Origin of the sequence: Tellurirhabdus rosea, assembly GCF_026278345.1 — a bacterium.
GTDB lineage: Bacteria > Bacteroidota > Bacteroidia > Cytophagales > Spirosomataceae > Tellurirhabdus > Tellurirhabdus rosea.
On the sequence record NZ_CP111085.1, the window covers coordinates 1,295,291 to 1,317,763 of the forward strand.

Here is a 22,473-nt window from a genome sequence, read left to right on the forward strand (position 1 = left end):
AAACTATGTTCAATAAGTTCATACGCAGACCGGTATTTGCGATTGTCATATCGGTTATGATCGTCTTTGTCGGGGTACTGGCCATCAAGAAACTGCCCATTTCGCAGTTTCCGGATATTGCGCCGACTACCGTCAACATCTTTATCGCTTATCCGGGCTCCAGTGCGGACGTACTGGTAAAGTCAACGCTCATTACGCTGGAACAGGCCATTAACGGCGTGCAGGATATGCGCTACATCGCCACCGACGCCACCAGCGCCGGGGAGGCAACCCTCCGCATCATCTTTGAACCGGGCACGGACCCCAACGATGCCGTCATCCGGGTAAAAACTCGGGTAGACCAGGTCATGCCGCTGCTGCCCGAACTGGTTCAGCGGGAAGGGGTTATCATCACCCCTGTGCAGCCCAGTATGCTCATGTACGTCAACCTCTATTCGAAGGGGAAGAGCATTGACGAAAAATTTTTGTTCAACTACGCCACGGTGAAGATGATTCCCGAAATCCAGCGGACGAAAGGGATTGCCCGGGCCCAGATCCTGGGGAGCCGGCGGTACGCCATGCGCGTGTGGCTGAACCCCGACCGCATGCGGGCCTACAACATCTCGGTGGAAGAGGTCATGAAGGCGATGGGCGAACAAAGCATCATCGGCCGCCCCGGCCGGATCGGGCAAAGCTCCGGGATTGAAGCCCAGTCGCTGGAATACGTGCTTACCTACAAAGGCCGGTACAGTGATCCCAAGGAGTACGAGGACATCATCATCCGGGCCAATTCGGAAGGGGAAAGCATTCACCTGAAAGACATTGCCAAGGTCGAACTGGGGAGCGAATTCTTCGACATTTATTCCAACCTGGACGGCCACGCTTCGGCCGCTATCGTCCTGCGTCAGAACTACGGCAGTAACGCCAAGGAAGTGATCGAAGAGGTAAAAGCCAAGCTCGACGTCATGAAAGCTTCCTTCCCTCCGGGAATGGACTACAAGATCAGCTACGACGTATCGCAGTTTCTGGACGCCTCCATCGAGCAGGTGATCGACACCCTGCGGGACGCCTTCCTGCTGGTGGCCTTCGTGGTGTTCATCTTCCTGGGCGACTGGCGTTCAACCCTGATTCCGATTCTGGCCGTTCCGGTTTCCCTCATCGGGGCTTTCTTCGTCATTCAGTTCTTCGGGATTTCCATCAACCTGATCACGCTGTTTGCCCTCGTCCTGGCGATCGGGATTGTGGTCGACGACGCCATTGTGGTCGTGGAGGCCGTACACGCCAAGTTTGAGGAGGAGCCGGGCATTTCGCCTTACCGGGCCGTTAAGAAAGTGCTCGGTGAGATCAGCGGCGCCATCATCGCCATTACGGCGGTGATGGTCTCGGTCTTCCTGCCGATCTCGTTCATGACGGGTCCGGTCGGTACCTTCTACCGCCAGTTCTCGATCACCATGGCCAGTTCCATTGTCATTTCGGCCCTGATCGCCCTGACGCTGACGCCGGTGCTCTGCGCCATGCTGCTGAAAAACCACCATGGTCATCCGAAGAAGAAGAACATCCTGACCCGGGCGCTCGACAGCTTCAACCGCGGATTCGACAAAATGACCGGCCGGTACGTAAGCCTGCTGAAACGGATCGTCAACCGGCGGGTGGTCACCTTCGGCGTGCTGCTGGCGTTCTGCGCCGGGATTTACTACGAGAGCCAGATTGTCCCCTCCGGCTTTATTCCGAACGAAGACCAGAGTACGATTTACGCCATTATCCAGACGCCTCCGGGTTCGACCCTGGAGAAAACCAACGAAGTTTCCCAGCGGCTGCAGAAAATTTGCGAAGAGGTGGAGGGCATTGAATCGGTGTCTTCGCTGGCCGGTTACGAGATCATGACCGAAGGCCGGGGTTCCAACGCCGGTACCTGTCTGATCAACCTAAAACCCTGGTCGGAGCGCCACGAGAACGTGAAGGAGATCATGGAAGAACTGGAAGAAAAATCCAGAGGACTGGGCGCCACAGTCGAATTCTTCGAACCACCCGCCATCCCGGGCTTTGGTACCTCGGGCGGTTTCTCCATGCGTCTGCTGGATAAGAATACCGATACGGACTACGCCGAGTTCGACCGGGTCAACAAGGAGTTCATGGAAAACCTCGGCAAGCGGAAAGAACTGACGGGCCTGTTTACCTTCTTTGCGGCCAACTACCCGCAGTACGAACTGGAGATCGACAACAACCTGGCCATGCAGAAAGGCGTGTCGATCGGCAAGGCCATGGAAAACCTGAACATCATGATCGGGAGTACCTACGAACAGGGCTTCATCAAGTTCAACCAGTTTTTCAAGGTGTACGTGCAGTCGGACCCGAGTTTCCGGCGGCTTCCGACGGATCTGCTGAAGCTGTACGTCAAAAACGACGCGGGCGAAATGGTGCCCTACTCGGCCTTCATGAAGCTTAAAAAAGGGCAGGGTCCCAACGAGATTACCCGGTTCAACCTGTACAACTCCTCCGCCATTCAGGGACTGCCCGCCAAGGGCTATACCACCGCGGAGGCCATCCAGGCCATCCGGGAAGTAGCCGCCAAGACGCTGCCCAAAGGCTACGACATCGCCTTCGAAGGACTTTCCTACGACGAATCCATGCGGGGCAATGAGGCGCTGTACGTCTTCCTGATCGTTCTGGCCTTCGTTTACCTGGTGCTGGCCGCGCAGTACGAAAGCTTCATTATTCCGCTGGCCGTGGTGTTCTCGCTGCCGGTCGGAGTGTTCGGGTCCTTCCTGATGCTGAAGCTGATGGGCCTGGAAAACAACATCTACGCCCAGATCGGTCTCATCATGCTGGTGGGTCTGCTGGGTAAAAACGCCGTACTGATCGTGGAGTTTGCCATTCAGAAGCGGCAGCAGGGTGAAACGATTCTCAACGCCGCCATTGAAGGTGCCCGGGTTCGTTTTCGTCCCATCCTGATGACCTCCTTCGCCTTTGTGGCCGGTTTGATTCCCCTGATTCTTGCCACCGGGGCCGGGGCAATCGGGAACCGTACCATCGGGGGTTCAGCCCTGGGTGGAATGCTGTTCGGAACCTTATTCGGGGTCATCATCATCCCCGGACTGTATTACATCTTCGGTCACCTGGCCGATGGCCGGTCGCTGATTAAAAACGAAGACGAAGAGCCGCTCACCGAAGTAATTGAACCCCGCTATGTGGAAACAGACAACGATTAAATACCTCGCGATGGCCGCTCTGGCCTTTGCAGTGGCCGGCTGTAACGCCCCGGCCCTGGTCCTGAAAACAGAAAATAAAGCCGTTCCTACGGAATACACCAGCTCCCAGGACTCAACCAATTCGGCAAAGGTCAGCTGGCGGGAATTTTTTACCGATCCCCACCTGAAGGACCTGATCGAAACGGCCCTGAAGAACAATCAGGAACTGAACATAACGCTGCAGGAAATCCAGATTGCCCAGAATGAAGTCCGGGCCCGGCAGGGGGAATACCAGCCGTTTGTGGGCCTGAGAGGCGGCACCAGCGTAGACAAGGTGAGCCGGTACACGCTGCCGGGGGCCACGGTGGATGCCACCGAAATCAAGCCCGGCAAACACACGCCCGATCCGCTGGGCAACGTGTTCGCGGGCGCCGTGGCTACCTGGGAAGTGGATATCTGGCACAAACTGCGCAACGCCAAAAAGGCGGCAGTTAACCGCTACCTGGCCAGCGTGGAGGGGAAGAATTTCATGGTCACCAACCTGATTGCCGAAATCGCCAATTCGTACTACGAACTGCTGGCTCTCGACAATCAGCTTGAAATTCTCCGGCAGAACATCGAAATCCAGAGCAACGCGCTACATATCGTGCGACTGCAGAAAGAATCGGCCCGGGTGACGGAGCTGGCCGTCCGGCGGTTCGAAGCCCAGGTGCTCAACACCCGGAGCCTGCAGTACAACGTCCAGCAGCAGATCGTGGAAACCGAAAACCGAATTAATTTCCTCGTGGGCCGGTTCCCACAGCCGGTGGCCCGGAACCCGAAGGATTTCAACAAGCTCGTGCCGACGGCCGTTCAGGCCGGGATTCCGTCGCAGCTCCTCCAGAACCGCCCCGACATCCGGCGGGCCGAACAGGAGCTGGAAGCGGCGAAGCTGGATGTCAAAGTGGCCAGAGCCCGGTTTTATCCCTCGCTCGGCATTTCGGCGGGGCTCGGGTTCCAGGCCTTCAATCCGGCCTACCTGCTAAAAGCTCCGGAATCGTTGATTTTCTCGCTGGCGGGTGATCTGGCGGGGCCGCTGATCAACAAAAACGCCATCATCGCCGATTACAACAGCGCCAGCGCCCGGCAGGTCCAGGCGGTTTTCAACTACGAACGGACCATTCTCAATGCGTACATCGAGGTCGCCAACCAGCTGTCCCGAATCAGCAATCTGGAAAAGAGTTACGACCTGAAGGCGAAGGAAGTCGACGCGCTGACCCAGTCGATCACGATTTCCAACAGCCTGTTCGGGTCTGCCCGGGCCGACTATATGGAGGTGCTCCTGACCCAGCGGGAAGCGCAGGAATCAAGGTTTGACCTGGTCGAAACCAAAATGCAGCAACTCAATGCCACGGTATCCATTTATCGGGCCCTTGGCGGCGGGTGGAAATAAAAAGCGGATTCCTCGCAAAGATGTTAAGGGAGAATTGCGGCAACCGAAAATTGCTCGTTGCCATCGTTTCGCTACGGCCATTTTCAATTGAGCCTAAAACAAGTTTGTGTCAAACGTAAGCGTAAGCCACCGGTGTATTGGACAAACGATCGTTTTCCTGATATACTATCCGGCTGAAGACTTACCCGCCTATCAAAGCAGGCGGTGCCGGGACGGGAACGGGATTGAGGTCAAAAGATTCCGGACAAGAGCCTGAACATTGGAACTGGGATATGCTTATCTTAGCTTTACTTTGCTCTGCGATGGAGGCCGACTTCCCCCACTTACCGCCCTGGACCTACTGGAGCTCCTGCTTTTGCAGCAGGCCTGCACCCCCCGGATCGACCAATGGGGGCTGGACGACGGCAATCTGTACCCGCCCGAAATAAGGCGGCTACAGCAACTCGTTACCCTTAGCAACCTGTTTGTGCCGGAACTTGCCCACCTGGAACTGCCCCAAAAGGCGGAAGCCCTGCTGGAAGGAAGTTTTCTGTTGAATCGAGACCCGCAACACTATAGCGCCCTGTTAGGGCAGATGCAGGAACGTATCGCCGGTGAAACGGCTCTGTATAAGTGCTCCTCTTCGATGGAGTTGCGCTATCTCCAACGGACTTTCACTCGTCTGCTGCGCTTCAAGCGACTGGCCGGGCAACTTCTGTCATTTAACAGCGGCCTGCTGGAAGCTAACTTTTACTTGTATCATTCCTGCCTGCTGACGAAGGCAGTCGGCCAGGCGGTCGATACGGCCGAAATTGACGAGTTCCTGAGGGCAGTTATCGACCCGCGGCGGCAGGCATTCACCGAAGCCGAATTGGTAGCGAAACATGGCTATCCGGTGGCAGACCCTACCGAAGATGACCTGGACTTCTGGTAAGCAGGTTGGGTTCGGTGCTTCCTCGTTCCTCATCCGAAGAATAATGGCCCCAGGAGCAGGAAACTGAAATATCTTAACAAAGTCAAAGGTTGCTTTCTACATGGATTAGAAGAAGTGGTCTCTTCTGACTTACAAAACCTCTGGCTTTTTTAATACGCCGTCTCAAAAAACGAGGGTGGTTGCGGTCCGCCGCTCATATCTTTGGTTTTCTTTGATATAGTTGGAAAGAGTGCAATTTTGGGTTAGTCCCTGACAGGGGTGGGCAGCAGCCCGGGTTCCGCCGCTAACACGTCTATGATGACGATGTTGTACCGCTGGTCTATCTGTCCACCCTGCTTTTTCTCAGTAACTTCAACAGTACCTATGGATACGGTTCTGTACTGTAATCCTGCATACATGTGCAAAAGACGAGAAAAGCGGTCAGTTCACTTCTAACCCTTATCCACTATGAAAGCGACAGCTACCTTCCTACGTTACGGGGTGGGCTTTGACATTGGCAAAGACACCATTCACGTTTGTGTTTCCGTTATGGACACCACCGGAAAAGTGACGGTCAAAGGAACCACTAAACTAGTTAACAAGGCGGCCGCTTTCTCAGGACTAATGACCTGGCTAGGAAAGCACTGTAAGCAGACAGACCTACCGGTTCGCTATGTCATGGAAGCCACAGGCGTTTATCATGAGACCCTGGCCTGGTATCTGTTTACCAAAGACCAATCGGTCAGTGTGGTCCTGCCAAACAAAGCAAAGCACTACCTCAAAAGCCTGGGTCTCAAGTCTAAGAATGACCGCATTGATGCACAAGGGCTGGCTCGTATGACGCTTGAACAGCAACTGCCGCTTTGGCAACCACTCTCGAAGAACATATACAGTCTGCGGATGCTAACTCGTCAACACCAAAGGTTACAGGAACTGAAGACCCAAAGCCAGAATCAAAAGCACTCTATTGAGTACAGCCAGTTCAGCGATGGGTTCATCCTCAAACAGCTTGACAACCTCATTACTCTCTATGACAGGCAGTTGACCGAAATCAGTCAGGCCATTAATGATCTGCTGGACGATGATCAACCTTTACGGGAAGGCATTGATCGGCTGAGTGCCATCAAGGGGCTGGGCCGACTGTCGGCCGCTACACTAGTGGCAGAGACAAATGGCTTCACGGGCTTTGAGAACGTACGGCAACTAGTGAGCTTTGCTGGCTATGACGTAGTGGAAAACCAATCGGGCAAACATATCGGTAAGACGCGCATCTCAAAAAAGGGGAACAGTCGCATTCGTCGTATCTTGCATCTACCCGCTCTCAATGCGGTGCGTTTTGGTGAACCTGGCTGTGCCGCCCTTTATGAGCGGGTCTATAGCCGATCACGCATCAAAATGAAAGCGTATGTAGCCGTCCAGAAAAAGCTGCTTACTCTATGTTATGCTCTCTGGCGCAACGGGTCTGAGTACGAGCCTAGTTACTCTCCAACTACGACAAAGAACGTATCGGACCAGGCTAAAAAAATAGTCCCGACTAGCGGGACTACACAGGACCAAGAGGCCGAAGCCATCTTGTCCCACAGGTAATTCAAAGATATTGAAAAAATACTAACTCAAAACTTGCAAAGCACGACAGTACCAGCGGTTGTACAACTCGAAGGGAGCAACAAATTCTTGCTTTGGTCTTCTAATAAATGCCGTTTCAAGCCTTATGAAGCACTAGACTCCACCGCACACAAGCTTATACGGACTAAAAGGAGAACCTTGGTTGAGTTGTGCAACAACCACTAGCGTTTTGTGAGATTCATCCACCTTTCATCTATTGGCCGCTAAAATGGAAAGTTTAGGGATGCTCATTTTCTTATTTTTACTCAAACTTTCACGAAGATCGCAAAACGTCGTCAAAGCAGGGTATGAATACAACGTTTCATATAATAGAAAAGGGCTTAGAGGATGTTATTTAAGATATAAATATTTTAAGTTAAGCATCCTATTGGGAGCTTAGAAGTCAATTGAAAAAACTTATAGACCACTATAATATATGAGGTGGATATCTTACTCTTTAATTCTTATAATTTCAATACTCTCATGTATAGACAAGAAAGAGAACAAGCCTGTTAGATTTTGGTCAAAAGACAAAAAATTGAACATACTTAATATCCAACCAACAAATTTTCAGTATAACGGGCAAAATATTCTTAAACTTGATGTGCCGTCAGAAGTCTTGTATACTAACTTTGTAACTAGCCAGTATATTATTGTAAATGGACTTCAAGTAAATACTTTATACATAAATCCATCTTGTATTAAATCTTACACATACGGCAGCTATAAAATACTTGAAGGATTTAAAGAAATAAAGACTGCCGACTTTAATCGTTGCAATATTATAATACTACCTTTTTTAGATTTTAGCATAAACCAAGGCGTTACAAAAAAATATTATGATAAAAGAACTCTAAGATTAGATAAGGTTTTCTATGACCCTCTAGTAAAAGATTCTTTATATCAATTTACGAGGAACTGGGGGGATGATTTTAGAAATACAGTGATCTTTGCTTCAAAAAAACATGGAATTGTCGGTTTATACGATGTTAATAAAGTAATTGATCATAAGGTTAATTATTTTAATTCATATGGAAGGACAAATTTAAAAGATGCAGCGCATACCGAAATAATATTTTATAGTTCGTTTAGCTTCGATTTAGGTAAAATTAAATACTTTAATAAAGAATGATTCACCTTTTTACTCGAGGAAAAAAGGTGAATATTTTTGACTTTTCACTACCGCTGGAATCTTGCCACGATCAACCATAATAGGCTCCTGTTCTCGCTATTCAGTAAGTTTAACTTAGCAGGTTTAAGTATAGCCGAAAAGGAAGAAGCACTTTACAAATTCACTAGAACGATCGTGTCATATTCTGATGTTTTGTTAACCGGCTGTTTCGTGCAACCTCCGATTGACATTACTCTTTATCTCAAGATAAGGAGGGTTTTCTGAGATTCGGTCGTACCTGAGTGACCGGCAGCTGAAATGGCTCATTTCTTGCTTTAACTTTACTATGTTTACTTAATAGTTAACATAATACTCACTTATACAACATTGCCAGACATACTTTAGATTTATGAGCTGTAAGCATTGCCAGTATTACAGGGTAGGTCGGTTTCGTTCACAAGAAGAAATTCAGGCATACAAAAAGAAAATTGAGAAAAACGAAACCTTTGTTGTAGTTGATCGAAAAATTTACTCTAATACAATCGATGGACAGGGAGACTTGTTTTTAGATATATACCAATGTGTTCATTGTGCTGGTAAATGGTATCTACCAGAAGTAGAGTTGAAAGAGATTTATGCAGGGTTTGTTACCCAATATGAATGGCGTATTCGGTGGTTTAGTTTCCGAATCGTAATTTGGTCATTGATAGCAAGCTTGGCTGCATATTTAATTTGGCATTTTTGGAATATGCTTCATTTATGATCCTAACCTATTTACATAAAATAGTTCTAAAACAGGTATAAGAATAGCACTAACTTGCTGTTATACACTTTGTTGTACTTTACCTAGACCTGTTCTATAACTGTTTTTATGTTAATGAACTAGAGCTAGAAGTTCTAATTTGCTCTAAGATTCGGCAAATTAAAAAAGTAATAATGAAGCTCCTTGCTGAGAATGACGAAATATTGGCTTTTCTAGTGAATGAGCATAGCTTGATTAACTCTACTATGAATAGTCTTTTGATAAAGGGAGCTAGCGACGGGATAACTATAGAGATTACGTTTAGCTTGATGTACTCAAGCCAGATAGATAAACTGGTGCTAGTATTTGAGAATGTCACAGCGTATGCGTTTAACCATGATTCCAGATACGCATTTTACAACGTTGAATCCTATAAGCTTCTAGCAATCCAACAAGGCTATTATCTGTCTTTAGACCCTTATGATGAAGGTGAAAAGGTAGATGAGAGAGACAATGACTTCGTAATAGCGTCCAGAGTGAAGGCGTACAATTTGGCTGTTGTATAAGTGAGTATTATGTTAACCTGAATTGCTTGTCAATTTTTTTGGAGGATCTAATACCACGCGCTACTAAATCCTCCAAATCTCTATCACCAGTTACCCCAACTACTGGGTCAGAAGCAGATTCAGGACGTACCTCATAGGCGTTGTTTGATCGTTCTTCATAACTCAGCATTCTTCTGTTGCCTCCCGAACAAACATAGCAAAAGAACAGAAACAAACATACGGTTTTCGGGCCTCGGTTCCACTCGGCAAAAGCCTTTCTCAGCTTTGGTTAAAAGAAGAAAAGATTTTTCGCCAGCGCTTCCGTACTTTCCGAAAAACCGGATTTTATGACCGCTAAAGAATTTGTCTGCTTTTTTCAAGGCAACATATCGTCGATCACAAGCCCTAAAAATCCTGTCAGGACCAGTAACCCACTGACGACCAGCACCACCGCTTCGCCTATCGTCAGATAATTCCGTTTGCTTCCCGGCGATTTTTGCAGGGCCAGAAAATTGAGTTGCTTTACCGCCGGAACCAGAAACCAGGCCGGGGAAGCCACCAACAGAATAATGACGCTTCTATCGTCCAATGTTCGGGCGATAAAGTTTTGAACGACCGCTGTAATCACGTACCCTGCTGCAAACAAATCCGAATCACTGCCCACATGGCCTTTTTCCACGGCACGGGCATTAATTCTGCCCAGTAAACGGTGCGCAAAAAAAATGCTGAACAAAGCCCGCCAAACAGGGGTGATGTCCCAAACGCCGCGATTTCTTATTTGGTGCCAGTTGCGATAAAACCAATAAATCCTGTAAAGACCTAAAGTAGTCAAACTTAGCACAATAAAGACCCAGACGGGCTGATAAGCGATTTTATTCCGAACTTCTTGCTTTACGTTCTCAGGTTGATAATCCATTAAGTGGCCGTTACGGGATTTGCGAAAAAACTAAGATGAACTCGTAAGTTTGTTTGCAATTTTTGCAGAAACTTTCGCTTTTATGGAAAACAATTTTGGGGCCAGAGTCCTCGACCGTTTCCTCCGCTACGTCCAGATCGACACGCAGTCGGACCCGCATTCCACCGCCAACCCGTCTACGGAGAAGCAGAAAGACCTCGGCCGGGTGCTGGTGCAGGAACTGCACGAAATGGGCATTACCGATGCCGAACTGGACGAATTTGGCTACGTCTACGCCACCATCCCAGCCAACACCGATAAACCGAACGTCCCCGTAATCTGCTTCTGCTCCCACATGGACACCTCGCCGGACGTGACGGGGGCGAACGTGAAGCCCATCGTTCACCGCAACTACGACGGCGGCAACCTGCGATTACCTGACGACCCGACGCAAATCCTTCGCCCCCAGGACCATCCGGACCTGAAGCACCAGATTGGCAACGACATCATCACGGCTTCGGGCACCACGCTGCTGGGCGCCGACAACAAAGCCGGACTGGCCGAAATCATGGCCGCCGCCGAGTACCTGGTGCAGCACCCGGACGTGAAACACGGCACGATTCGCCTCCTGTTCACGCCGGATGAGGAAGTCGGGCGCGGCACCGAAAAAGTGGATATGGAAAAGCTGGGGGCCGATTTTGGCTACACCATCGACGGGGAAGCCCTCGGCACGCTGGAAGACGAGACGTTCTCGGCGGATGCGGTGAAAATTACGATTCAGGGCGTCAGTACGCATCCGGGCTTTGCGAAGGGCAAGCTGGAAAACGCGCTCAAAATTGCCGCCGATCTGATTGCCGCCCTGCCGAAAGAAACGCTTTCGCCCGAAACCACCGAAGGCCGCGAAGGCTTCGTGCATCCCGGCCGACTGGAAGGCAACCAGGATACGGCCGTGGTGGAATTCATTGTCCGGGATTTTACCGTGAAGGGCCTGCACGAAAAAGAACGGATGCTTCAGGCCGTGCTGGATTCCGTTCTGACGCGCTACCGGGGTTCCAGCGCCCGGCTGGAAGTTTTGGAGCAGTACCGGAATATGAAAGAGGTGCTGGACCGGCATCCGGCCGTGGTCGAAAACGCGCTGGAAGCCCTGCGCCGTTCGGGTCTGAACGCCGAGCGTCGGAGCATCCGGGGCGGTACAGACGGCTCCCGCCTGTCGTTCATGGGTCTGCCCTGCCCGAATCTGTTTGCCGGAGAGCACGCCTTCCACTCAAAACTGGAATGGGTGTCCGTGCAGGATATGGAGAAAGCCGTGGAAACGATTGTCAACGTAGCGCGCGTCTGGGAAGAACGGGCGTAAGCGGTCCATTTGTGAAAAACTGTTTTAACCTTCCCCAACAAATGCCATATCTCCGAGATATGGCATTTGTTGGGAGAAGTTACCAGCCGTACCGCTCTGTCACCGACCGGGCCCGCTGCCGGGTCTCCTCAATGAGCGGATGCACGGGTTTGGTCAGGGCTTCCTCTACTTCGGCCAGCGTATCTTTGAACAGCAGGTTAACCGCCAGGGGCTTTTCTCCCGCTGCCGTTTTCAGCACCACCACCGGCCGGACTTCGCCCGAAGCCGCCTGCTTGCCGTACTCCGCTTTCGCCGCCAGCCACTGGGTTTCCGCATCGGCCGCGGCAGCCTCCACGACCAGTCGGCTTTCGGGTAACGACCGGCTCCGGCGGGCGTCCATTTGGGCGTCCAGGTCCCTGAGCAGGTGGCGCAGACGCACCGTGTCCTTACCCGTCCGGATGCGCTCCTTGAGGGACTGACGGATGAAATACGTAATCGCCTGCGTAACGTTCAGGCCGATTTCGGCCATCTGTTTGAAAATCAGCGAAGAGGGCGACATTCCCGGAATGGTGTTCGGATCGTGCAGCAACACCCGGTTGTCGGCGGTGATGAAGCCGTCGATGCGGGCGCAGACGTTCATGCCCAGTCTGGCAAAAACCTCCGTGACGCTTTGCTGGATTTTCCGGTTGTTTTCGAGACTGGTCTCCACCGGAATCCGCTTTTTGGTCGTATTGGATTTGTATTTGGAATCGAAATCGAAGCTGGTGACGTTGTAGATTTCGGTCGGCGGCAGTGGGGTAGCAATGCCTTCCTCATCCTGAATGACGCCGCACGAAAATTCCTGACCGGCGATAAACTCTTCAAAAAGCACCTCATCTTCCGCGTTGACGGATTGCAGCACGGCGGAGCCAAACGACGGCACGTCAAGCAGGTGCGCCGGGTGGTAAATGATGTCGCCGGCGGGTTCGAGCGCGAGCGGAAAACCGATGCCTTCGTTCAGGTTGGCGATTTTCTGCGCGGTCTGAATGCGTTCGCCTTCGGACAGGTCCGCCCAGCGGGCCAGTTCCGACCAGCCATCCGGCTGGGTCGTGAGCGTGAAAAAGCACTGTTCGACGGCTTTACAGAAAACATCGAGGTTGTTTTCGCGCACGATGGCGACGCCGATGGAAGAACCCTGGTGCGGTGCCTTCACCACAATCGGCAGACCCAATTTGTCCTGCAAAGCGGCGAAGAACTCCTGTTTATCGGCCTTTTCCCAGGCTTCGCGGCGGACGGTCGCCGTCTTTTTCTGCTGCCCGTTTACCAGCGCGATCAGTTCATTCTGCAAAATCTTGTTGATGCCGACGGCCGAGCCCATCAGTCCCGGCCCCGTATAGGGAATGCGGAACCATTCCAGCAGCCCCTGAATGGCGCCGTCTTCGCAGTCGGGACCGTGCATGGCCAGAAATGCCAGCTCGAAAGAGTGCCGGAACTCTTCGGGGCGAATGCGCTCGCCGATGGCGGCTATGTGGGCGTCGATTTCGTCGGCCGGGCGGTCGGCCAGGGAGTCGATGTACACCCGGAACCGCTCGTCGGTCTGCCGGGGGTAGAAATCCCGAATGGACTCCTGGTGCAAAAACTCTTCGCGAATCCGGATGAAATTCCCCAGGCCGTCCACAAAAATCATGACCGGCTGGAAGAGCGATTTGTCGATATGGGTCAGAGCGGTGCGGCCACCGGCAAACGAGATCTCCCGCTCACGGGCGGGGCCACCGAAGAAGATACCTACTTTCATGAGCTTTTACTAACGCAAACGGCCCGCGGATGCGGACGCTGAGCCGCTAAGTTAAGGGTAACTTGCGACTTTGCGACGGCATCGGCGGGCCGATTCACGCGAAATACTATACTTTTAGAAAGCCGGTGTAATATTCACCGCTTCCACGCGACTAATTTCGGGTACGGCCTTCAGAATGGCTTCCTCCAGCCCGGCCTTGAACGTCATGGCCGACATCGGGCAGGAACCACAGGCTCCGAGCAGTTCGAGCCGCACGGTGCGGTCTTCCGTCACCTCCAGCACCTTGACGTTGCCGCCATCGGCCTGCAGGTACGGGCGGATGCCGTTCAGTGCCGTTTCAATCCGCTCTTTCAATTGATCTGTATCGTGTACCGTTTCCATTCTTTCAGCTGCGGTTACCGATTGGTAATTCCGGTCTTAAATATACAAAATTACATCCGAACAATCTCAACCGGTTTGGTCTTGTCCAGTGTCGCGTTTCGCACCGAAACCGCCTGGGCCAGAGCCGCCGCGGCCTCCCGGAAGGCCTCTCCGGTAATGGGGTCGTTGTCCAGCACGGCGGGCTTTCCGTCGTCCCCCGCTTCGCGAATGCCCTGCACCAGCGGAATCTGACCCAGCAGCGGCACGCTGAACTTGTCGGCCAGCAGTTGTCCGCCGCCTTTACCGAAAATATAGTACTTCGCATCGGGCAGTTCGGCAGGCGTGAAATAGGCCATATTTTCCACCACGCCGAGCACCGGCACGTTGATCTGCGGCTGCCGGAACATCGCCAGCCCCTTGATGGCATCGGCCAGCGCTACCTTCTGCGGCGTCGTGACGATGAGGGCACCCGTGACGGACACGGTCTGCACCAGCGAAAGGTGAATGTCGCTTGTACCCGGCGGCAGGTCGATGAGCAGGTAATCCAGTTCTTCCCAGTTTGTATCGGTGAAAAACTGCGTCAGGGCTTTGGCGGCCATCGGACCCCGCCAGACCGTCGCGCTTTCGGGCGGCGTCAGGAAGCCGATGGACATGATCTTGATGCCAAACTGCTGAATCGGCTGGAGCATGTTCCGGCCGTCCACCTGCACAATCCGCGGCTGCATCATTTCGGCCCCGAACATGACGGGCATGGACGGGCCAAAAATGTCCGCATCAATGACGCCGACCTTGGCCCCCGATTTATGAAGGGCCACGGCCAGATTAGCCGTTACAGTTGATTTGCCCACGCCGCCTTTCCCGGACGCAATGGCGATCACGTTTTTGACGCCGGGCAGCACCGGACCTTCCGTCCGGGCGGTGGTCACGTTGGCGGTCATGTTGACCGTCACCTGAATGTCCGGCCCGATATGCGCGTGAATCGCGTCCGTACACCGCTGGCGAATCAGTTCCTTGAGCGGACAGGCGGGCGTCGTCAGCACGACGGTGAAGCGCACCTGGTCCACGCCCAGTTCAATATCTTTCACCATGCCCAGCGACACGATGTCGTGCTTCAGGTCAGGTTCTTCGACATGACGCAGGGCATTAAGTACAGCTTCGTTTGTTAATCGGTATGTTGACATAGGGTACAAGTCGGTTATTTGTTGGACAACAGAAAACCGGACAGCTTAGTTTACCAGCCCTGTCTGTGATTGCAGGCCCGGACAGGGGTTTATTTTCTTTTTAAAAACTCACTTCGAGGCCGCTGTCCGGGTCGGCGACCGCAGACAGGGCCCGGATTACCGCCGTCCGCTCGGGCGAAACGTCGATCCGGGAGCCCAGGGCGTCGAGTTTGGTCAGCAGATTTTTTAAAAACTTTCGGTGAGCCGGGCTATCCGGATTGAAAGGCCGGTGGCCCAGCGCCCGGCGGATGTCGGACCAGTCGGCAACAAAGCTGCGAAGTTCGTCATCAAACGCCGCTTGCACAAACTTTTCAAAAAGGTACTGCTGGGCAATGGCATTCGGGTGAATCAGATCGGCTTCGTAAAAACGGTAGTCGCGCAGGTCATCCGTTACGATTTCGTAAGCCGGAAAATAATGCGCCCGTTCGTGCCAGACCGTCAGTTCGTGGCAAACCGACCGCAGCAGCGCCTTACTGACGCCGTTGACCGGAAGCGTATCTTTGATATGCCGCACGGGGCTTACCGTCAGCAGCACGTTCAGGCCCGGGTTGAACCGCTTCAGTTTTCGCAGCAGTTCATTCAGCACCTCCAGCGTGTGCTCGTAGGTATACAGGTATTTTTCAAACAGCGCCCCCGGCATTTTGTGACAGTTGGCGACCACCTTACCCGTTTCGTGGTGCCGATACACCACGGCGGTGCCCAGCGTCAGCAGCAGCCAGTCCGCGCCTTGCAGCGCTTCGGCCGTTTGCTGCAGCCGTTCAGTGAGGATTTGGGTCAGTTCCTCCCGACTGCCGGCGCGCAGGGACGAATGAAAATCATAATGGAGCCAGAGCCCTTCCCGCTCCACAAACAGGTCGGGGTCCGGGCCGTCGCCCCGGAGGGCCGTCAGCAACACCCTGGCAATGGAAACAGGGTTGAACAGGGTGCCGAACGGATTCGATAGCACGGTCAGTTTATTTTCAGCCAATTGCCGTCCCATGACCTCCGCAAAGCAGGACCCGACGGTCACAATCCGCGAGTCGAGGTGCAGGGTTTCCGGCAATTTTTCCGGGATAAGTTCAGTACGGAATTCCATAACCAAACAACAAAATCCGGGCGAGAATAAGTCCCTACCGGCAAAGTATTACCAATAAACAACCAGCTTTAAATCAGCCATTTACGATTTAGCTTCAATTCCGCGCAGCTATTTTTTCGGGCATAAAAAAAGCCGTATTCCTTGCGGCATACGGCTTTTTCTGAAGGCTTGAACTTAAGCCGGTACGACTTCGAACTTCAGCGTGTGCTTCACGTCCTTGTGCAGGTCGAGCACGGCGTTGTAGGTTCCAACCGTCTTGGCTTCGTCGATCGCGATTTTCTTCCGGTCGATGTCGAATCCTTTGGTTTTCAGAGCGTCGGCGATCTGCGTGTTCGTCACACGACCGAAGATCTTGCCGCTTTCGCCCGCTTTTGCCGGGATTTCGATGGTCATATCACCGATAGCTTCCGCGATGGCCAAAGCGTCGTTCTTGATTTTCTCCGCTTTGTGCGCTGCCTGGCGGATGTTTTCGGCAACGATTTTTTTGTTTGATTCCGTTGCCATCACGGCGAATCCCTGCGGAATCAGGTAGTTACGGCCGTAGCCGGGTTTCACGTCAACGAGATCGTTCTTGTAACCCAGGCCGGCGATATCGGTTTTCAGGATAAGTTGCATATCTGTGTCCCTCCGGTGGTTTATTTCAGTGAATCCCCTACGTACGGCAGCAGCGCGATGTGACGGGCCCGTTTAACGGCCTGAGCCACTTTACGCTGGTACTTCAGGCTGGTGCCTGTCAGACGGCGCGGCAGAATTTTGCCCTGCTCGTTGAGCAGCTTCAGCAGGAAGTTAGGATCTTTGTAATCAATATACTTGATACCTGAACGCTTGAAACGGCAATACTTCTTGCGGTTCTCGTTCTTGTTTACGGGTTCGTTTTGCAGACTCATGATTGATTAGGCCTCCTCGCCAGCGGTTTCAGTTTTACGCTTACCCAGTTGTCCGTTACGCTTGCGGGCGTTGTAATCAACGGCATGCTTGTCGAGAGCCGTTGACAGGAAGCGCAGGATGCGCTCATCGCGGCGATACTCGGTTTCCAGAACGTCAACCACGTTGGTCGGCGATACGAACTCGAATACCTGATAAAAACCCGTGTTCTTGTGAGCAATCGGGTACGCCAGTTTGCGCAGGCCCATGTTGTACTCATGAACAAGTTCCGCACCGTTGTCCGTCAGGATCTTACGGAACTTGTCGACGGCATCCTTTATCTGGGTCTCAGATAAAACGGGAGTCAGGATGAACACCGTCTCATAGTTCTTGGTGAACTGCATGATAATTGTGTTAGTTGTAATTGATTTGAAATGAGGGTGCAAATGTAAGAAAAAATTCGGAAGAAGCAAAAAAGGAGTAACAAGTCGTAAGTCATAAGTCGGAAGGGGCTCCGCCAGATTGATCACTGGCGGAGCCCCTTCCGACTTCCGACTTGTTATTCTATTTAACCGTAAACTCTCCTTCCCCGATTTTGAAGCCTTCGGCGTAGAGTTCGATGACATGGCGGCCTTCCCGGAACGGCAAGTTACCGCGGTCGTAGACAAAATTAACCGTCTGCCCCGTGTTGTCGTACTGGATGACCTGCCGGGCCGTGTAAATCATCGCCTGGCCGTTGTGGATGAATTCGCCCGAGCCGGTGGCCATGTCGGAAATAATGGCGCCGCTGGGGTCGAGCACCCGCAGAAAGACTTCCTTTTCGTTCAGTTGGGTGAGCGGATTCTGCAGCAGTTTGAAAGAGACCTTGATGCGGTCGATGCGGCGGGCCCGGTACGCTCCGCCCTCCTGCTCCCGACCCCGCCGGTTGAGGGCGCTGACGTTGACGCTGGTAGCGCGCAGGGCCGCGGCGGCCGTTACTTTCTCGGTCAGTTCGCGGTTGCGTTCAGCGTACGTGTTGACCGAATCGGCCAGCGCCTGCCGTTCGTTGCGCAGATCGGCATTCTCCTGCGTCAGGGTCTGGTTCTGGCTGGTCAGAACGGTGTTTTCTTCTTTCAGTTGGGCGATTTCCCGGTCTTTTTGCTGCAGTACGGCCAGGTAATCGGCAATCTTGGCCTGGTAGCGTTTGGAATCGTAAGCCGCGACGTTTTTCAGATTTCGCTTGTCGATTTCCAGTTGTTCTTTGATTTTCAGCAGAGAATCTACCTGGCCGCCCAGGGATTGGATCTCCACGATTTTGGCGTCCAGCTGCGTAGAAATGGAGTCCAGGCGGGTCTTGGTAGCCAGCACCTCTTCGGTCCGGGAGGCGATGGTGGTTTCCTGTTCTTTGTTGCTTTGTCGTTCCTGAAAATAAAAATACAGTAACAGCACGTTCAACCCTGCCAATATAGCCAGCGCAATGAGAAGGTAGTTCTTACGGTTGTTGCGTCGGTCCTGTGTATAGGTTTCCATGTAATCCGATGTATTTGGCAGTAAAGTAACGGTTTTCCCTTCTTTTCTCAAGACAAACGCCGTGCGTGCCCCCAAAATTATCCCTTCCAGGGTCTTTTAACGGGCTTTTCCCCGGTCAGCCAGCCCAGCAGCGGGGCGACCGCTACCCGTTTCTCTCCCTACCGCACCCGCTTCTGCCCCTCCGGATTTTGCGGCTTTTCGAGAGAAACGTCCGTGTCTATTTCCGCTTATGACTTATGTTTGCGGTCCGGAGACGGCAGGTCCGCCTGCGCTGCCTGCCGGGTCCTGTTCCTTTTTCCGAACGATTTGGACGGCCGCCGGCGTTTCCCTGACACAGCCGTTTCAACTACCGTAAACCTGCGTATGTCCCACATTAGCGAAGCCATTCAATCCATCGAAAGCCAGCTGGCCGGTCGCGCCCGGCTGATTGCCGTTACCAAAACCAAGCCCGTCGAGATGCTGCTGGAGGCGTACAACAGCGGCTGCAAAACGTTCGGGGAAAACAAGGTGCAGGAGATGGTCGATAAATCCGGCCAGTTGCCCGCCGACATCGAATGGCACCTGATCGGGCACCTGCAAACCAACAAAGTCAAATACATGGCGTCGTTTGTGACGCTGATTCACTCGGTCGATAGCCTGAAGCTGTTGCAGGAAATCAACAAACAGGCGGCTAAAGCCGGACGCGTCATCGACTGTCTGCTGCAGATTCACATCGCGCAGGAAGAAACCAAATTCGGCCTGGACGAAGCGGAGGCGGAAGCCCTGCTGCGGGACCCGGTTCTGGATGACCTGAGCAGCGTCCGACTCGTCGGGCTGATGGGGATGGCCAGCAATACCGACGACGAAACGCAAATCCGGCAGGAATTCCGGGGCTTAAAGGCTCTGTATGACCGTTTGAGTGCTATCCAGCGCCCGAATGTCGCGTTCCGGGAACTGTCGATGGGCATGAGCGGGGATTACCCGATTGCCGTCGAAGAAGGCAGTACGCTGGTGCGGGTAGGGAGTGCCATTTTCGGCAGCCGATTCTGAACTTGGATTCCGCAGACGGATGGATTTACTTTGATGGCCGGAATCAGTTCCGGCACCGCTGTTCTTCCGCCGGTCGGCGTTTTTCTGATACAATATCATGCATAAATTTTTCCTTCAGGCCGGGTCCATCCTTGGCCTCCTTGCCGTAGCCCTCGGCGCTTTTGGGGCCCACGCCCTCCGGCAGATGCTGGAGCAGATCAACCGGGCGGACACGTTTGAAACGGCCGTCAAATACCAGTTTTACCACGCGCTGGCGCTGGTGGCGGTCGGCGTTCTGCTGCAATTGCCGGGTGTTTCGGCCGCCGCGGCCAAAACGTACGGCTGGGCGGGGTACGCCTTTCTGGCCGGAACGATTATTTTCAGCGGCTCCCTGTACGCCATCTGCTTTACAGGCATCACCAAATTCGGCGCGGTGGCTCCCATCGGCGGACTGCTGATGATTGTGGGCTGGGCGATGCTGTTCTGGGGCGCGTCGCGTTAGTGCACGACGACCATTTCGAGGCTTTTGCGCACGAGTTCGCCCATGCTGACGCAGTACAGAAAGTCGTTGTTGTGGTAATGCCGGGAGAGTTCGAGGCTGAGTTGCTGGATATTTTCGGGCGACGCCAGTTCGTCCTCGGTCATGATGTCCAGCAGGTCGTTCAGGCGGGTGCTTTCCACCCGGATGCGACCCGCGATCAGCGAGCGTTCCTCAATCTGGTACTGCCGCACGCTTTCGGGCGTCATGTATTTGATTCCCAGCTCAATAATCGGTCGATTCTGCTTGAAGTACTGCGGCAGATAAACCGATTTTTTGCCTTCGTACGACTGCTGGTCGAAGTCGATGGCCCGAATCCGGTAGTAGATTTCTTCAAAATCCGGCGTGATGTCCACCACGAAATTGCTCGAATGCATGTCGCCCAGCAGCCGGACAAAACACCGTTCGTTGAACTTGACAAACTCCTTGCAGAGGCGAATCGGGTTCAGGCTGCTTTCGTGCAGAAACTGCTTTATGAACATATCGCCCGGAATCCCGGCAATGTGCTCTTCCACCAGGGTCGAGTCGCTGGTCAGGTAACTGATGCGGTTGGGCGAAAGGATGTGTTCCAGTTCCAGCCCGTACACCCGCGACGCGTCGGCATTCTTGATGTAAAAGTAGTCGAAGTTATCGTTGACCAGGTTGACAATCCGGATGCGAAAAGGCCGCGTATTTCCGTAGACGCACAGATCGACCCGGTCTACCGAGAGGTGGTTCATCACCGACAAATCCCCGTCCGCTTTCAGGTCGGCATAAATCGTCTTCAGCGCCTGCTGGATGTACGGAAACTCGGAAGGCGGGTACATCACCGTTTCCCAGAGCGTATCCTGCCCCCGCTTGTCGAAGAGCGGAAAGGCGTTGTCGTACCGCAGCAGATCGGCATAACGCACGGGCAGCGCCACCTCCCGGTTGTACCGGACAAGGTAGCCGCGCAAATCGGCGTTAACGGCATACGGGATTTTCTTCCGGGTAATAAGGGCCATGAGGCGAAGTAAAAGTTAATGGTTTAGAGTTTAGGGCTTAACGTTTAGTGTCTTTAGCCGTTTGTGAACTATAAACTTTAAACCCTAAACTTTTTACCTATACTCTCGAAAACATACTGCTTCGCCGTGAGTCGAGCTTGAGGAAGATGAACAGCAGCAGGGAAAACGACCAGAGCGACGAACCGCCGTAGCTGAAGAACGGCAGCGGAATCCCGATGACGGGCATCAGGCCAATGGTCATGCCGATGTTGATCAGGACGTGGAAGAAGAAAATTCCCGCCACGCAATAGCCGTAGACCCGGGCAAACCGCGTTCGCTGCTTCTCGGCCAGCAGCACAATCCGGATCAGCAGCGCCATAAACAGCGTCACGACGACCAAACTTCCAATGAAGCCGTGTTCCTCGCCGATGGTGCAAAAGATGAAGTCGGTACTTTGCTCGGGCACAAAGTCGAATTTGGTCTGGGTGCCTTCCAGAAAGCCTTTCCCCATCAGCCGCCCCGAGCCAATGGCAATTTTTGCCTGCGTGACGTTCCAGCCCGCGCCCAGCGGGTCGATGTTCGGGTTGACCAGAACCTTGATCCGGTTCTGCTGGTGCTTCTGCAACACATCGTTGACGAAGAAGTCCACCCCGGCCACGACCCCGATCATCAATAGCCCGGAAATACTGATGGCCAACACGTTCTGCACGGACCGCTGGTAACGCGGCAGCAGGAAGAAGGCCCCGATGGTCAGCGCCGCAATGGCCGCAAACAGAATGAGTTTTGGGACAATCAGCGTCAGGATAAACAGCGCCACCACGATAATGCCGATCAGCGGATAAATGCCCGGCAGCCCCTCGCGGTACAGCATGATGATGAACGAGGCAAAAACCAGCGCCTGCCCCGTCTCGCGGGACGCGATGATCAGCAGGGGCGGCAGGCCAATGATGGCCGCGCACCACAATTGGTCCTTGAGCTTGCTCAGGTTCACGCCCGGGTAGTCAATGTAGCGGGCCAGCGCCAGGCCCGTGGCCAGCTTGGCAAACTCGGCCGGCTGGAGGGACATCGGACCAAACTTGAACCACGACCGCGACCCGTTGATGTTCGTTCCGGCCACCAGCACCAGCAGCAGCGACAGAATCGTCAGTCCGTAAATGATAAACGCGAACGTATCCCAGAACCGGTGATTGATGACCAGAATACAGATAATGAGGATGACCGTCGTGCCGATCCACATCAACTGCTTTCCGGCATTGGTCTGAAGGTCGAACAGGCTGGTTTGGTTCTCCGGGCTGTAGACCGCCGCGTAGACGTTCAGCCAGCCCATCATCACACAGGCCAGGTACAGCATCAGCGTTACCCAGTCGATGTTGTTGGTTATTTGCGGTTCGCGATTTTGCAGCAAAACTTTGTTTGTTTTAGGGCTTAAAGTTTATGGTTT

At 53.1% G+C, this 22,473-nt stretch carries 21 protein-coding genes; 10 read left to right on the forward strand and 11 right to left on the reverse strand.

All coding sequences use genetic code 11. The features are described 5' to 3' along the window. Positions 1-5 precede the first annotated feature (5 nt). The 7 genes from ORG26_RS05420 to ORG26_RS05450 all read left to right on the forward strand — a co-directional run bounded on the left by ORG26_RS05420 (position 6) and on the right by ORG26_RS05450 (position 9,515). Positions 6-3,188 carry an efflux RND transporter permease subunit gene (locus ORG26_RS05420; protein ID WP_266367511.1) on the forward strand — a complete coding sequence of 1,061 codons (3,183 nt, stop codon included), beginning with the start codon at positions 6-8 and terminating at the stop codon, positions 3,186-3,188. 10 nt (positions 3,189-3,198) lie between these two features. Continuing rightward, a complete protein-coding gene (locus ORG26_RS05425; protein ID WP_266369326.1) occupies positions 3,199-4,599 on the forward strand; it encodes a TolC family protein in 1,401 nt (466 codons plus the stop codon). A gap of 292 nt (positions 4,600-4,891) precedes the next feature. Further along, a complete protein-coding gene (locus ORG26_RS05430; RefSeq protein WP_266367512.1) occupies positions 4,892-5,512 on the forward strand; it encodes a hypothetical protein in 621 nt (206 codons plus the stop codon). A gap of 447 nt (positions 5,513-5,959) precedes the next feature. Further along, positions 5,960-7,078, forward strand: a complete 1,119-nt coding sequence (locus ORG26_RS05435) for an IS110 family RNA-guided transposase (RefSeq protein ID WP_266366121.1) — start codon at positions 5,960-5,962, stop codon at positions 7,076-7,078. Between the two features lie 556 nt (positions 7,079-7,634). Next, positions 7,635-8,228, forward strand: a complete 594-nt coding sequence (locus tag ORG26_RS05440; RefSeq protein ID WP_266367513.1) for a hypothetical protein — start codon at positions 7,635-7,637, stop codon at positions 8,226-8,228. Positions 8,229-8,616: 388 nt separating this feature from the next. Continuing rightward, positions 8,617-8,970: a hypothetical protein gene (locus tag ORG26_RS05445; protein ID WP_266367514.1), complete on the forward strand. Its 354-nt coding sequence runs from the start codon at positions 8,617-8,619 to the stop codon at positions 8,968-8,970. Between the two features lie 173 nt (positions 8,971-9,143). Further along, the gene (locus ORG26_RS05450) at positions 9,144-9,515 is read left to right on the forward strand and encodes a hypothetical protein (RefSeq protein WP_266367515.1); all 372 of its coding nucleotides are present in this window, start codon (positions 9,144-9,146) and stop codon (positions 9,513-9,515) included. A gap of 355 nt (positions 9,516-9,870) precedes the next feature. Here the strand turns inward: ORG26_RS05450 and ORG26_RS05455 are convergent, their stop codons facing one another. Further along, positions 9,871-10,410 carry a hypothetical protein gene (locus ORG26_RS05455; protein ID WP_266367516.1) on the reverse strand — a complete coding sequence of 180 codons (540 nt, stop codon included), beginning with the start codon at positions 10,408-10,410 and terminating at the stop codon, positions 9,871-9,873. A gap of 82 nt (positions 10,411-10,492) precedes the next feature. On the opposite strand from ORG26_RS05455, the gene pepT reads away from it, so the two are divergent. Next, the gene (pepT, locus tag ORG26_RS05460) at positions 10,493-11,743 is read left to right on the forward strand and encodes a peptidase T (RefSeq protein WP_266367517.1); all 1,251 of its coding nucleotides are present in this window, start codon (positions 10,493-10,495) and stop codon (positions 11,741-11,743) included. Between the two features lie 79 nt (positions 11,744-11,822). On the opposite strand, the gene ORG26_RS05465 is transcribed toward pepT, so the two are convergent. The 8 genes from ORG26_RS05465 to ORG26_RS05500 all read right to left on the reverse strand — a co-directional run bounded on the left by ORG26_RS05465 (position 11,823) and on the right by ORG26_RS05500 (position 18,524). Next, entirely contained in the window at positions 11,823-13,496 is a 1,674-nt protein-coding gene (locus ORG26_RS05465; RefSeq protein ID WP_266367518.1) for a D-alanine--D-alanine ligase family protein, read from the reverse strand. A gap of 114 nt (positions 13,497-13,610) precedes the next feature. Further along, a complete protein-coding gene (locus ORG26_RS05470; protein ID WP_266367519.1) occupies positions 13,611-13,877 on the reverse strand; it encodes a NifU family protein in 267 nt (88 codons plus the stop codon). A gap of 50 nt (positions 13,878-13,927) precedes the next feature. Beyond that, positions 13,928-15,037, reverse strand: coding sequence for an Mrp/NBP35 family ATP-binding protein (locus ORG26_RS05475; protein WP_266367520.1), 1,110 nt, complete (start codon positions 15,035-15,037; stop codon positions 13,928-13,930). A gap of 100 nt (positions 15,038-15,137) precedes the next feature. Further along, positions 15,138-16,151, reverse strand: a complete 1,014-nt coding sequence (locus tag ORG26_RS05480) for a GSCFA domain-containing protein (protein ID WP_266367521.1) — start codon at positions 16,149-16,151, stop codon at positions 15,138-15,140. 174 nt (positions 16,152-16,325) lie between these two features. Beyond that, entirely contained in the window at positions 16,326-16,766 is a 441-nt protein-coding gene (rplI, locus tag ORG26_RS05485) for a 50S ribosomal protein L9 (RefSeq protein ID WP_266367522.1), read from the reverse strand. Between the two features lie 20 nt (positions 16,767-16,786). Continuing rightward, positions 16,787-17,038, reverse strand: a complete 252-nt coding sequence (rpsR, locus tag ORG26_RS05490; protein WP_266367523.1) for a 30S ribosomal protein S18 — start codon at positions 17,036-17,038, stop codon at positions 16,787-16,789. A 6-nt stretch (positions 17,039-17,044) separates the two neighbouring features. Next, on the reverse strand, positions 17,045-17,419 hold the full coding sequence (rpsF, locus tag ORG26_RS05495; protein ID WP_266367524.1) for a 30S ribosomal protein S6: 375 nt from the start codon (positions 17,417-17,419) through the stop codon (positions 17,045-17,047). 160 nt (positions 17,420-17,579) lie between these two features. After that, entirely contained in the window at positions 17,580-18,524 is a 945-nt protein-coding gene (locus ORG26_RS05500; protein WP_266367525.1) for a hypothetical protein, read from the reverse strand. Between the two features lie 363 nt (positions 18,525-18,887). On the opposite strand from ORG26_RS05500, the gene ORG26_RS05505 reads away from it, so the two are divergent. Continuing rightward, positions 18,888-19,553 (forward strand): YggS family pyridoxal phosphate-dependent enzyme, encoded by a 666-nt coding sequence (locus ORG26_RS05505; protein WP_266367526.1) that lies wholly within the window; start codon positions 18,888-18,890, stop codon positions 19,551-19,553. Positions 19,554-19,650: 97 nt separating this feature from the next. Then, positions 19,651-20,034, forward strand: coding sequence for a DUF423 domain-containing protein (locus tag ORG26_RS05510; RefSeq protein WP_266367527.1), 384 nt, complete (start codon positions 19,651-19,653; stop codon positions 20,032-20,034). Here ORG26_RS05510 and ORG26_RS05515 read toward each other — a convergent pair. Continuing rightward, entirely contained in the window at positions 20,031-21,053 is a 1,023-nt protein-coding gene (locus ORG26_RS05515) for a hypothetical protein (protein ID WP_266367528.1), read from the reverse strand. The genes ORG26_RS05510 and ORG26_RS05515 overlap by 4 nt on opposite strands. A 97-nt stretch (positions 21,054-21,150) precedes the next feature. Next, positions 21,151-22,437 carry a rod shape-determining protein RodA gene (rodA, locus tag ORG26_RS05520; RefSeq protein WP_323134366.1) on the reverse strand — a complete coding sequence of 429 codons (1,287 nt, stop codon included), beginning with the start codon at positions 22,435-22,437 and terminating at the stop codon, positions 21,151-21,153. Positions 22,438-22,473: the final 36 nt, after the last annotated feature.

Bases quoted from the DNA above. Each gene is read 5' to 3' on its own strand.
- ORG26_RS05420 (WP_266367511.1), top strand. From the start codon at position 6: ATGTTCAATAAGTTCATACGCAGACCGGTATTTGCGATTGTCATATCG.
- ORG26_RS05425 (WP_266369326.1), top strand. From the start codon at position 3,199: ATGGCCGCTCTGGCCTTTGCAGTGGCCGGCTGTAACGCCCCGGCCCTG.
- ORG26_RS05435 (WP_266366121.1), top strand. From the start codon at position 5,960: ATGAAAGCGACAGCTACCTTCCTACGTTACGGGGTGGGCTTTGACATT.
- ORG26_RS05445 (WP_266367514.1), top strand. From the start codon at position 8,617: ATGAGCTGTAAGCATTGCCAGTATTACAGGGTAGGTCGGTTTCGTTCA.
- ORG26_RS05450 (WP_266367515.1), top strand. From the start codon at position 9,144: ATGAAGCTCCTTGCTGAGAATGACGAAATATTGGCTTTTCTAGTGAAT.
- ORG26_RS05455 (WP_266367516.1), bottom strand. From the start codon at position 10,410: ATGGATTATCAACCTGAGAACGTAAAGCAAGAAGTTCGGAATAAAATC.
- pepT (WP_266367517.1), top strand. From the start codon at position 10,493: ATGGAAAACAATTTTGGGGCCAGAGTCCTCGACCGTTTCCTCCGCTAC.
- ORG26_RS05465 (WP_266367518.1), bottom strand. From the start codon at position 13,496: ATGAAAGTAGGTATCTTCTTCGGTGGCCCCGCCCGTGAGCGGGAGATC.
- ORG26_RS05470 (WP_266367519.1), bottom strand. From the start codon at position 13,877: ATGGAAACGGTACACGATACAGATCAATTGAAAGAGCGGATTGAAACG.
- ORG26_RS05475 (WP_266367520.1), bottom strand. From the start codon at position 15,037: ATGTCAACATACCGATTAACAAACGAAGCTGTACTTAATGCCCTGCGT.
- ORG26_RS05480 (WP_266367521.1), bottom strand. From the start codon at position 16,151: ATGGAATTCCGTACTGAACTTATCCCGGAAAAATTGCCGGAAACCCTG.
- rplI (WP_266367522.1), bottom strand. From the start codon at position 16,766: ATGCAACTTATCCTGAAAACCGATATCGCCGGCCTGGGTTACAAGAAC.
- rpsR (WP_266367523.1), bottom strand. From the start codon at position 17,038: ATGAGTCTGCAAAACGAACCCGTAAACAAGAACGAGAACCGCAAGAAG.
- rpsF (WP_266367524.1), bottom strand. From the start codon at position 17,419: ATGCAGTTCACCAAGAACTATGAGACGGTGTTCATCCTGACTCCCGTT.
- ORG26_RS05500 (WP_266367525.1), bottom strand. From the start codon at position 18,524: ATGGAAACCTATACACAGGACCGACGCAACAACCGTAAGAACTACCTT.
- ORG26_RS05505 (WP_266367526.1), top strand. From the start codon at position 18,888: ATGTCCCACATTAGCGAAGCCATTCAATCCATCGAAAGCCAGCTGGCC.
- ORG26_RS05510 (WP_266367527.1), top strand. From the start codon at position 19,651: ATGCATAAATTTTTCCTTCAGGCCGGGTCCATCCTTGGCCTCCTTGCC.
- ORG26_RS05515 (WP_266367528.1), bottom strand. From the start codon at position 21,053: ATGGCCCTTATTACCCGGAAGAAAATCCCGTATGCCGTTAACGCCGAT.